Raw genomic sequence first — 11,686 nt, 5'->3', positions numbered from 1 at the left:
TGACTCTGTTGTTGATACCTTATATGTTGAAAATATTGGTACAGGTCCTGTTGATTTTGACATAGATATTGAATATGTATATGATAAGAGTCGTCAATCTATTCTGTGTGTTGACAGAGATGGAAGTAGTTCTGTTGTTGGTTTTACTGATGATTGGGCATACTTTGAAGCAGCTCTTATTGCAGCTGGTTATACCGATTATGTATACCATGAAGTAACCGACTTAACTCAGGATGGACCGGATTTGGCTACTATGCAGTTATATGATGTTATAATCTGGTTCTCTGGTGAAGTATGGGGTTACTATGGTCACGATTGTATGACTGATAATGATGAGATAAATCTTGCAGCATATCTTGATGGAGGCGGTACATTATTCCTCTCTGCTCAAGACTACTTCTGGGCTTCATATCCATCTGCCGGAAGCTTCTCTGCAGGTCAATTCCCTTATGATTATCTCGGTATGAGAATTGTTACTCAAGATAATTGGATAATTGAATTACCAGATTCGGCAAGTATTGAAGGATGTGCAGGTTCTCTTGCTGAAGGATATAATTTCTTTGTCCAGGATATCTACACTACAGACAAAGAAGGTCTCTTTATTGACTGGCTTACTGATCATGTGGGTCAAGATATGTTCAATATTACCAGTCCTACTCCAGAAGGTATATGTGGAATCCAGTATGATGCAATGACATTCAGAACTGTATTTACTGCAGCTTCCTTTGCAGCAATTACTGAGCCTACAGTTCAAACAGATCTCATTGATGCTATAATTCTATGGCTGGGTGGTGGTATACCACCGTGGTTGACTGTTGTTCCAGGCGATGGAACAATTGACCCATCAACTACTGCCCCACTGACCGTAACTGCAAATTCTGAAGGATTAGAAAATAATACTACTTATTACGCAGATATCCATGTAAATACTGCTAATCCTGATATTGGAGACACAGTTATTTCTGTTACATTTACAGTTGGACCACCTTCAGTAGGAACTGGTGAAATTCCTTCAGTTACTAAGCTCAATTCTAACTTCCCGAACCCATTCGGTCATTCAACCACAATTTCATTTAGTCTTAAAGCAAAATCTCATGTTAAACTGTCCGTTTACAATATGAGAGGACAGTTGGTTGCAACACTAATTGATGAAGAGATGAATCCTGCAAATCATACGGTTGTCTGGAATGGCAGCAATGGAAATTACAGACTTGCGAACGGAATATATTTCTATAAATTAGAAGCTGATAAGAAGACATTCATTAAGAAGATGCTTCTCCTTCGCTAATATCCTTCGCTAAAGCTTCGGATATCAAGAAGCTTCGGAGAATAAATGCTGATGAGATAATCTCTTTGGAGATGATGTTTATTGGGAAGAGGATGAAAATCCTCTTCCCTTTTTTTGTTTTTCCGAGCTGTCAGGGATTCATCCTTCGCAGTCCCGAAAAAATCGGGACGAAGAACGGACCATTCCCTGACAGTTTCTCTGGGTTGTCAGGGACCATTCCCTGACAGTTGTAATATTTACTTCTCAATCTTTGGCGGTATATAAATTTCCAATTATTTCAAAAAACTTGACATTGATATTAAAAAAGAAATGAATTTAGTTAAATTGAAAAATTTAAAAGAAATAAAATTCGCTTTTTAGTCTTTAAAAAATTTAGGCGGATTTTGAAAGGAGAAAAGATGAAAAAGATTATTACAGTCATTGCTGTAATATTATTAGTAGCAGGATTTTCTTATGCAGACTCAAAGATAATTACTGCAAAAGAAGTCAAAGTAAATCCTGTTCAAATCATTGCAGGAAGTGATACGCCCATTGAAATTAACGGCTCAACAGTTACTCGTGATTGGACTCAAGTATTTTTTGAAGATTTTGAATCAGGAGCTCCAGGTTGGATATCACTTGATGAAACAGCTGTACCAGCCACATGGCATACGGATACTTTTAATGCTTATTCAGGTTCTGGAAAATCCTGGATGATGGGTGACCCGGAAATTGGACCCAATGGAGGTTATCTTGACCACTGGTATCAAGTGCTGGATACACCTGTTATTACTATGCCATCATCAGGAACTTTAACTTTATCATTCTATCAGTTCAGAGCAATTGAAGACCCAGCAGGCGCAACTGCACCCTTTGATGGGTGGGATGGATTCAATATCAGAATTTCAGATGATTATGGAGTTAGCTGGACAATTCTTACTGATTGTACCCCTGAATACAATTGTAGTAGTATGTATAGCTTTGGTTTTGAGCACGGAGAATGCCCGAGCGGTATCCCTGGAATTCCCGGTTGGGGTGGATTCACAGGAGGATGGATTTATACTGAAATCACCATCCCAGAGGAATATTTACGACAAGATGTTATGATTCGTTTTGCCTTTGCTTCTGACCCTGCATATTGTACCCTTGATAACCCGGATTTGATAGGTGTATTTGTTGATAATATTGATGTTGCAGGTGTTTTTTATAATGATGGAGAAGATGAGACCGGTTTTACAATGAGTTCTTTGGTTCCTGTTGGTGGAGATTTATGGCATATTTATGAGGACACAGCTGCACCTTCACCTATTTATGCTATTGGTTGTTTTGACCCTGCAACAGGTACATACAATCCAAATATGGAAAATTTCTTTATCAGTCCCGAAATTGCTTATCCAAATAATGTAGATGTTACCTGGGATATGTTCGTAAAGACTGGACTTGACGAGGGCACTTTCCCGGATTGTGATTTTATTTATGTAGAAATAAGGTATTTAGACCAAGCCACAGGCGAATGGACTTCATTTAATTCTATTAGTAATCCTTTACAAGACCCAGGTATAGACAACTATGTTTTTACAGGCTCAATTGATACCTGGACTCCATTTTCGGCAGGTTGGCCCGGATATAATGATATTAGTTGTTTAGACGGACATGCGGACTCGGTACAATTTAGAGTAGGATTACATTCCAATGCCGATGACCCAACTACTATTGGGTTTCATGTAGATAATTTTGAGGTTTTATCCACTTTAGATGTACTTCCACCATCTAACCTGAATGCAGAGTATAATATGGAAACTGGATTTGTAGACCTAACCTGGGATGCACCCGCAGGTTTAGGCGGTGAAATGCAATGGGACGATGGAACATTTGAAAATGCCATTAGCTTCTCAAGCGGATCAGGCTATATTGGGGAAGATTTTCCTGTTGGCGGAGCTTGCACAATTCAAGAGTTTACAGTGTTTAGTTATTCTCTTTTTGGTCCAACAACGCTTGGAGTTTTTGAAAAATCTGGTGCAACTTATTCAAGTACACCAACTTATACTATGCCAATAGAAACACAGGCTGGAACCCCAGCAACTTATACGGTCAGTTGGGATGTTGAAAATGATTTCATTATTGCTTTTGAATGTAGCTCAACAATTGATTGTGCATTAGATGAAACCACTGTTCCAAGTGAGCATAGTTATGTGCTGTCAGGTGGCTCATGGGCACTCTGGAAAGATGTTGCAGCAGCAAATCAATTACCAGATGGTGAGTTTGGAGTTCGTTGCACAACAACCTATCCAACTGTTCCTCAACCAAATAGTTATAATGTTTACCGCAGTCTTACAAGTGGTGATTATGATGATCCAATTCAAACAGGTATAACAGATACTTTGTATACAGATGATACAGTTGAGGCAGGGAATACTTATTATTATGTTGTTACAGCGGTTTATAATGAAGGAGAAAGTGGATATTCTAATGAACCACCCGGAGTTTTTGTTGAGATTGCAAGTGCCCAAGAATTAGCCTATGATGATGGTTCTGCTGAAAGTGGTTACTGTGCCGGTGCGGTCATGAACTGCCTTGCTGTTCGTATCACTCCTACTTGCTATCCAGTTAAGCTGATAAGATTAAAATATTACCTTACATCTATTGTGTCTCAGCTCATTATCAGGGTTTGGGATGACGATGGAACAGGCGGATTGCCAGGAACACAATTGATTGATCCAGTGCTTTTTGTTCCAATTTCTGACCTGGTAGAAGATGATTGGACAGTTATAACTATTCCTGATGATTATAACATTGTTATTAGTGATGGTGATTTCTATATTGGATGGATGGAACCAGCAAGTAGTAGCTTGATTGGAGTGGATACAGATGGTCCAGCGTTTAATAGAAGTTATCAATATACAGGTGGAATGTGGTTTGATTATACAACTGGTATCCCACAAAATATTATGATGCGAGCAGTTGTTGATACAAGTGGTGGACAAGGTATAGATGAGCCGCCTATATCACAAAATGATTACCTTCTTCAAAATTATCCAAATCCTGTTAAAAACTCAACTATCATAAAATACAATATTGCGGGTAATAGGAATCGGAAAGTAAAAATTAAGATTTACAATATCATCGGCCAATTAATTGATACTGTTTATGGAAAAGATGGAGAAGCAGTTTGGTATCCAAAAGACTTGGCAAATGGAATATATTTCTATAAATTAAAAACTACAACATTTAGTGAAACCAAGAAAATGGTCCTACTACGCTAAAGTTTACATTACGAAGTCCCTATTCATCCTTCGTAGTACTACGGAGAACGGGTATTCGGGACGAAGTTGTGCTTCGTAGAATAAATTCTGATGAAGTAGTTTTATATATTTGTATATTAAAAAGTCCCAATCTTAAATGGTTGGGACTTTTTTTGTCTTTTAATCAGATTTTAAACACCGATAAATATTCTTTATTAATTTTGTTGGAGTTACAGAAATCTCACCAATTTCGTCTGCAATAATATCAGCGGTTCTGCCATGAATATATGCTCCGACTCTTGCTGCATCATAAGGTGAGAATCCTCGTCCCAATAATGCTAAAATAATACCTGTCAGTACATCTCCACTACCGCCAGTACTTAATCCTGGATTTCCAGTTATATTAAATGTAATTTTATCTCCATTGGTAATAATTGAAGTGCTCCCTTTAAGTAAAAGTATTAAATTATACTTCTTAGCAAATTCAGTTGCAAAATTTAGCTCATCTTTTTTAATTTCATTCATTGGTAATCCACTTAATCGTGAGAACTCTTTTATGTGTGGTGTGAAAATATAAGGTTTGCTACTTAGTTTTTTTAGCTCTTCGGGCTGATTTTCAAATGCATTTATTGCATCAGCATCAATTACTGTTGGTTTGTTATTATTAATTAGAAAATTCCTCACGAATTTTGCAGTTTCTTGATTTCGTGAAATTCCTGGACCAATAGCTACTGCATCACAATTTTCTATAAAGGAATTTACCTCATCCAAAGCATTAAGAGAGATAGTTCCATCTTTGGTTTCAGCTATTCCTTTTGTCATAACTTCAGTTAGAGATGACTCAAAAATTTGGGATAGACTTTTTGGATGAAGAAGTGTTATTAAACCTGCCCCCATTTCCAGAGCAGCATTTGATGCCATTATTCCAGCACCTGTAAATCCGGGAGAGCCGGCAATAATGGCTACTTTACCAAAATCACCTTTATGCGTATTTTGTTTTGTTGGTGGAAAGAAATCATCAATATTGTCAATCATTTCTGCTTTTGGAAGATTTTCAGCATAGATTTTAGGAGAGACACCAATGTCAACTATGTAAGTCTCTCCACATAATTCTCTTCCTGGAAAAAGGAGATGTCCATATTTTAAGTCTGCCATTGTAATTGTAAAATCAGCATTTATTGCAACATTTGCAACTTTTCCAGTTTTAGCATTTACTCCTGAAGGAATATCAACAGCAACAACTAATTCAGCATATTCATTTATTGCTTCAATAATATCTTTTCTATAACCTTTTATTTCACCTTTTAAACCAATACCAAATATTGCATCAACAACCACATCAAATTCTAACAATTGGTTAGCTAATTTCTCTGCATCCTTCTTGGTTTTTACGAATTGTATTTCGCAATTCAATTTTCTTAGAATTTCATAATTCTTTTTTGCAAGAGAAGAGAAACTGGATTGTTCACCAACAATAAAACAGCAAACATCATAGCCATGATTGAATAGCCATCTTGCAATAACCATTCCATCGCCGCCATTGTTACCGGTTCCACAAAAAATTGCAATAGAATCATCGTCCCGATATATCGGGATTTCACTTTCTATGATTTCTGCTGATTTTTTCCCTGCATTTTCCATAAGTATAAGGCCATCTACACCAATTTCCTGGGTAGTGATTTGGTCAAATTTTTTCATCTCTTCAGGACTTAATACAAACATATTTACCTCCACTATGTTTTGCCGCAGACCTGCCTGCCGCTTTGCCTGTCCGCGCTCCGTCACCAAAACTCTGTAGCATCGGCGACCGTCCCAATAAAATTGGGATGGAAGGTGGCTTCCGCAGGCGGGGATACAGAAATTTTATAATTTATTTACCTGAAAAAATATAGCATTGTTCTATTATTCCCCTATATCCTTATACCCTATATCCATTCTTTATATTCTGAAAGCATTATTTCAAAAGTAGTGCCAACATTTACTTCGCTTTGCAGAATATAAATTTTTCCTTTATGAAACTCTTCTATAACTCTTTTAGCCAAACTTAATCCTAATCCCCATCCACGATTTTTCGTAGTAACCCCCGTATCAAATACGGATTTTTGAATATTTTTGGGGATTCCGATGCCCTCATCTTTAATCTGAATATAGACCTTTTTACCTTTTTGACAGGTAATTATAAAAATATTTCCAGACTTATCTTTCATAGCATCAATAGAATTTTTGATTAGATTTTCAAGAGCCCATTTTAATAAATCCGGGTCAAAGTAAAAGAGATTATCTTCAGTCTTTTTTATGTAATTCAAGTTTATTTTATGATTTCCTTTTGGCATTCTTGGTGTAAAATATTCAATTGTTTCATTGATAGTTTTATCAAGGTCTGATTTTTTTAATTGAATAGATGAACCCACTTTTCCAAATCGTGAAGCAATATCTTGAAGATGTTGAACATCCAATTTCATCTGATTGAGCACTTTAGGGAGTTCTTCATTTGTGTCACTCGTATAAATCTTTGATTTCAACAATTCTATCCAGCCCATAAGTGAAGTAATAGGTGTGCCAAACTGATGTGCGGTTTCCTTTGCTAATGCAACCCAGAGATGTTCTCGCTCTCTCTTTTTCATCAGGATTATGCCAAATGTACCAATTGCAATAAATAATATAAGGGTAATAAATTCAAGATATGGTAAGAATTTTAGTCTTTTTATAGTTGAAGACTCACTGTAGAAAATTTTAGAGATTATTTCACCTGTATTTGGTTCTTGTAATAAGATATGTGATTCACTCTTTTTCATCTTCTGGATAATTTGCTTAATATGTTCCTGCTCGGCTCTGGAAAGGGAATCTATATCTTTGGAAGGCAAAGCAATATTCTTCCAGCATTTGGGAACATTTTTATCATCAGTAACAATTATTGGATAGTTGACTTTTTGAACAACTTCTGCTAGAATTATCTCAAGCAAATCACTTTCAATATCTTCTTTAGTAGAAACTTCTGCAAATCTGGCATATATTTTTGGAAAAACTTCTAATTCCTTTCTAACTTTATGAAGTAAAGAATTTGTATAGAAAACAAAAAATAGGATAATTACAATACTTCCAATAATAAAATAATATCTTATAAAAAGAGAATTAGTTCTACTTTTTTTCATCAGAAATTTCCTTTGATTTTTGCCAGTAATATTCCATCGTTTCTAAGTTACTTGTAAAGATTTTTTCTTTAAGGTTTTTCTCAATATAATTAAAACGTTTAATAAATTTTTTGATTGTGTTTTCTAAAGCAAATTCTGGGTCAATATTTAGTTTTCGCGCAATGTTTACCAGAACAAATAAAATATCCCCCATCTCTTCTGACATCTTTTCCTGATTTTTAGATTTGTATTCAAGTTCAAATTCTGCAAGTTCTTCTTTAAACTTCTTGAAAATATCCTCAATATTATCCCAGTCAAAAGAAACAGTTGCAGCTTTGCTTTGAATTCTTTTAGCCTTAATTAGTGATGGCAAGGATTTTGGCAATCCATCTAAGATAGATTTTCTATGTTTCTTTTCTTTCTTTTTTATCTTTTCCCAATTATGTTCAACCTCATCAGCATTTTTAACCTGTTCATTCCCAAAAATATGAGGATGCCTTACAATCATTTTCTCATTGATTTTTTTTAGCACATCTTTCATATTGAATTGACTTTTTTCTTCAGCTATTTTAGCTTGAAATACAATATGAAGAAGTAAATCCCCAAGTTCTTCCTTCAGAGCCGCAAAATTCTTCTGGGAGATCGCATCAGAAATTTCATATACCTCTTCAATCATATGTGGTCTGAGAGATTCAGGCGTTTGTTTCAAATCCCAGGGACAGCCGCATTCAGGATTACGAAGCTTATTCATTATCTTAAGTAATTTATCAAATTCTTTCATGAAACTCCCCACAAATTTAAATACAATTCAATAATTTGATTTCCGAAAAGGATACTAATATATGTAGCGACAACAATAAAGGAGCCAAAAGGGACAGGCATTTTACTGTAGTGCTTTGAAATATAAATAATTATCATACCCAAAAATGAACTCAAGAAAATCGTAAAAAAAGTAAGTTTAAACCCAAGAAAACTTCCTACCATTGCAACTAATTTTATATCTCCTCCGCCCAATCCTTCTTTTTTCGTTATCATTTTGTAAAGGATTGCAATAATAATAAATATTGCACTTCCTGAAATAAATCCTTTTATAGACTCAATTAAACCAAGGTTGTTCCAGAATGAAAAAAGAAGTCCAGAAATCAAAAAAGGAAGAGTTAAAACATCTGGAATTATTCTATGAAATAGGTCAGTAAAAAATATCGTAATACATAAAAAAGTCAATAAAGAATATTGGAAGAAGAGAAGGGAGAATCCAAATTCTAGATAAAGACCAATAAATAAACATGGGGTTAAAATCTCAATAAGAATATAATAGTATGGAATCTTTCGCAAACAATTTGAACATTTTCCTGAAGATAAAATGTATCCTAAAATTGGGATTTTGTTTACAAATCTTAATTTTGAGTTACAATAATCACAAGTAGATGATGAAAATACGGATATTCTACGAGGAAGCCTATAAACTAATATTCCAATAAACCATCCGATAAATGAACCTAAAACAATAATTATCGCAATTTTGAAAATAAACATTAATATCCTTTATGGAAATAATATTTTTTGTTAAATAGAATTACCTAACTTGAACAAGCCCATTCTCCGTCCCGATTATATCGGGACTCCGAATGGTGAACCAGAACCAAAAAGGGAAAATAATAAAGCCAAAAATTTCTAAATCTTAATTTCAAATGTCAAATAAAATGACAAAACCCAAATGTAAATCATCTGCCAGTCTGATTTACTGCCTGTTCATCCGCCTGCTGGCGGAGAATGGATCGGAAGACAGGTCGCTACTCCTTCTTGGAGTAGGCGGAGATTCTATAGGATCAATTTTTTGATATTTGATATTTGAAATTTTATTAGAAATTAGAAATTTTGAATTAGTCATTTAATCTTATTGAATAATTTTTTGCCCGTTCTCCGTAGTTACTACGAAGGGTGAACCAAAAATTATCGGTCTCGGCGCCCAGACGGACACAAATTCTATTTTTAATATACTAAGGAACAGTTAGAAAATTTCTAATTATCAGTTTGAATTGGAAATTCTGATTTGGTGAATAGTCAAGTTGAAAATTTGGAAGAATTTTGGTATTTCCTTGTAGAAAATACTTATCTGTGGTGTTGAAGTTCCCGTAATTTATAACATTTAGGTCTAATTTCACATTTAATTTAGGAGATAATTTAAAATGAAAACTATTACAAAAATTTGTAAGATATTTTGATTTCTTAGATTCCGAACTATAAAAAGTTGAAATAGAAAAAGAATGCGAAGTGTTCAGATTTTTAAGATGGAATTGTGAAGGAAACGAGAAGATATTTTTCAGGTCATCTTTAGGAATACTTGCATTTTGTGCAAATAGGGAAGTAGCCGAAAATGTAATAAAGATAATTAAAAATAGTCTTTTCATAATACTCCTTTTTAATGATTCACTTTTTATGCTAATGTTATGGCAGTTTTACTTTTTTCATTTAAATAATTCTAATGCTTTTTGATGATTTTCTATTCTGTTATTTTTTCCATATCTGCCAGTAAACTCGCCCCTCTCTTTTCTCTCTTTAAATGTCTTCATTACAATATGTTTTGCAATTTCCTCATTTGCATATTTCAATTCATTTTCATAGTTTTGCAGTCTATCTTCTGCAAATTTAATGTATTCATTTGATATCTCTATGCCAATAAAATCCTGACCTAATACTTTTGCTGCCACCAATGTTGTTCCACTACCGCAGTAAGGGTCAATTATTACTCCCTTTTTTTCATCCATAATTGAGTAAATTGCTCTAATTGGCAATGCTAAAGGAAAAGGCGCAGGATGTGGGTTTTTCTGTTCAGGTGGGAATCGCCAGATAGAAGTTAATAATGCGTGCTTTGATTTTAGTTCTTCACCTATTAATTGTTTCCATTTTGGTTTGTAAAGCCAATAAATCCTTTCTTCTACCTGCCAAAATCTCCAACCTCTTATATTTGCTGCAATCATCCTATCCCAAATTATCTCTTGTCTAATTGTCCATTTTGTTTTTCTTACCCAATCCATAGGATGATACATTCTTCCTCTTTCCCACCTAAGTTTATGATTATAGAAAAACGAGCCACCTGGTTTAGTAATTCTAAAAAGTTCATTTAGGACTAAAATTTGATTTTTTTGATATGAATCTTCGGGCAATTTATCAGTAATACCAGAATATTTTACATTTCTAACTAACCAGCCCTTTTTGTTTTCACCTTTGTTATAAGGAGGGGAAGTTACCCCCACATCAACAATTTCCTCTGGTAAAGTTTTTAAAACCCTTAGAGTGTCCCCTTGAATAATTTTATCTAGATATTCGTTCAGGTTCATTCTGCCCTTCTTACCAAAAATTCATAAAAGTTTTTAACGATATAGGATTTATACATTTCTAATTTATTTTTATTCAAAAGGTAAATTACCTTTAATTTTGGGCAATTGATAAAGTGTTTGTAATCAAAATTTGCACTTCTTAAAAATTGTCCAGTAATATCCTCTTTCTTTTTAAACCTTCGTTGTAATTGACTTTCCAAATGATTTGTAAATTCTGGATAATTAAAAGGTAGCTCAAGTATATAAACAAGTTTTCCATCAACAAAACCGCTTATTAGCATATTCAGGTTTTTCTCTTGTTTATATCTTTCTAATCTTCCAAAAGTAAAATCTGTGAAATTTCCACCTCCATTAAGCTTCCTTAAAGTTCTTAGACTGGTATCTACATTTTTTGGTTTTGCCTCACACATTATGGTTTTTCCTGGAATAAAAGCGTCTTGCCTAAAGCCATTGTAACCTATCTTTCCTTCCTTATGTGTGTATCCTGCTAAAGTAACTGTGATAAATTCTCGTATAGTTGATGAATTTTTATCATTTATGTACATTGTTAATAAATCAACCAATATTCCAATAAGAGTATCTTTTGATTTTCCTATTAGGCAATTACTCAATTCCTTATGAGTTCCAGTTGAATATATCTTTATTACATTTGCTAATTCTTGGTTCATATTTTGTCTCCTTTAAAGACTAAATTTTTGACAAACT

Annotated in this window: 9 protein-coding genes; 2 read left to right on the top strand and 7 right to left on the bottom strand. The window is 34.3% G+C overall.

Annotated features, from left to right (window positions below; translation table 11 throughout):
* On the top strand, positions 1-1,288 hold a 1,288-nt coding region (locus U9R23_08300; GenBank protein MEA3476422.1), incomplete at its 5' end, for a T9SS type A sorting domain-containing protein.
* A gap of 398 nt (positions 1,289-1,686) precedes the next feature.
* Positions 1,687-4,530, top strand: a complete 2,844-nt coding sequence (locus U9R23_08295; GenBank protein MEA3476421.1) for a T9SS type A sorting domain-containing protein — start codon at positions 1,687-1,689, stop codon at positions 4,528-4,530.
* Positions 4,531-4,689: 159 nt separating this feature from the next.
* Here the strand turns inward: U9R23_08295 and U9R23_08290 are convergent, their stop codons facing one another.
* The 7 genes from U9R23_08290 to U9R23_08260 all read right to left on the bottom strand — a co-directional run bounded on the left by U9R23_08290 (position 4,690) and on the right by U9R23_08260 (position 11,649).
* Positions 4,690-6,231: an NAD(P)H-hydrate dehydratase gene (locus tag U9R23_08290; protein ID MEA3476420.1), complete on the bottom strand. Its 1,542-nt coding sequence runs from the start codon at positions 6,229-6,231 to the stop codon at positions 4,690-4,692.
* A 203-nt stretch (positions 6,232-6,434) separates the two neighbouring features.
* Positions 6,435-7,661, bottom strand: a complete 1,227-nt coding sequence (locus U9R23_08285) for a HAMP domain-containing sensor histidine kinase (protein ID MEA3476419.1) — start codon at positions 7,659-7,661, stop codon at positions 6,435-6,437.
* Entirely contained in the window at positions 7,648-8,421 is a 774-nt protein-coding gene (mazG, locus tag U9R23_08280) for a nucleoside triphosphate pyrophosphohydrolase (GenBank protein MEA3476418.1), read from the bottom strand. The genes U9R23_08285 and mazG overlap by 14 nt, the downstream gene beginning before the upstream one ends.
* Positions 8,418-9,176: a prepilin peptidase gene (locus U9R23_08275; GenBank protein ID MEA3476417.1), complete on the bottom strand. Its 759-nt coding sequence runs from the start codon at positions 9,174-9,176 to the stop codon at positions 8,418-8,420. Before U9R23_08275 ends, mazG begins: the two co-directional genes overlap by 4 nt.
* Before the next feature lie 464 nt (positions 9,177-9,640).
* On the bottom strand, positions 9,641-10,051 hold the full coding sequence (locus U9R23_08270) for a hypothetical protein (protein ID MEA3476416.1): 411 nt from the start codon (positions 10,049-10,051) through the stop codon (positions 9,641-9,643).
* A gap of 57 nt (positions 10,052-10,108) precedes the next feature.
* Positions 10,109-10,981: a site-specific DNA-methyltransferase gene (locus U9R23_08265; protein MEA3476415.1), complete on the bottom strand. Its 873-nt coding sequence runs from the start codon at positions 10,979-10,981 to the stop codon at positions 10,109-10,111.
* Positions 10,978-11,649 (bottom strand): hypothetical protein, encoded by a 672-nt coding sequence (locus tag U9R23_08260; GenBank protein MEA3476414.1) that lies wholly within the window; start codon positions 11,647-11,649, stop codon positions 10,978-10,980. The genes U9R23_08265 and U9R23_08260 overlap by 4 nt, the downstream gene beginning before the upstream one ends.
* Between the last annotated feature and the right edge of the window lie 37 nt (positions 11,650-11,686).

This window comes from Candidatus Cloacimonadota bacterium (genome assembly GCA_034722995.1).
Taxonomy (GTDB): Bacteria; Cloacimonadota; Cloacimonadia; order JGIOTU-2; family JGIOTU-2; genus JAGMCF01.
Note: the sequence above shows the minus strand (reverse complement) of the source record. Positions and strands in the feature narration are given on the sequence as shown.

Coding starts and splice junctions, on each gene's coding strand:
- U9R23_08295 (MEA3476421.1), top strand. CDS start 1,687: ATGAAAAAGATTATTACAGTCATTGCTGTAATATTATTAGTAGCAGGA.
- U9R23_08290 (MEA3476420.1), bottom strand. CDS start 6,231: ATGTTTGTATTAAGTCCTGAAGAGATGAAAAAATTTGACCAAATCACT.
- U9R23_08285 (MEA3476419.1), bottom strand. CDS start 7,661: ATGAAAAAAAGTAGAACTAATTCTCTTTTTATAAGATATTATTTTATT.
- mazG (MEA3476418.1), bottom strand. CDS start 8,421: ATGAAAGAATTTGATAAATTACTTAAGATAATGAATAAGCTTCGTAAT.
- U9R23_08275 (MEA3476417.1), bottom strand. CDS start 9,176: ATGTTTATTTTCAAAATTGCGATAATTATTGTTTTAGGTTCATTTATC.
- U9R23_08270 (MEA3476416.1), bottom strand. CDS start 10,051: ATGAAAAGACTATTTTTAATTATCTTTATTACATTTTCGGCTACTTCC.
- U9R23_08265 (MEA3476415.1), bottom strand. CDS start 10,981: ATGAACCTGAACGAATATCTAGATAAAATTATTCAAGGGGACACTCTA.
- U9R23_08260 (MEA3476414.1), bottom strand. CDS start 11,649: ATGAACCAAGAATTAGCAAATGTAATAAAGATATATTCAACTGGAACT.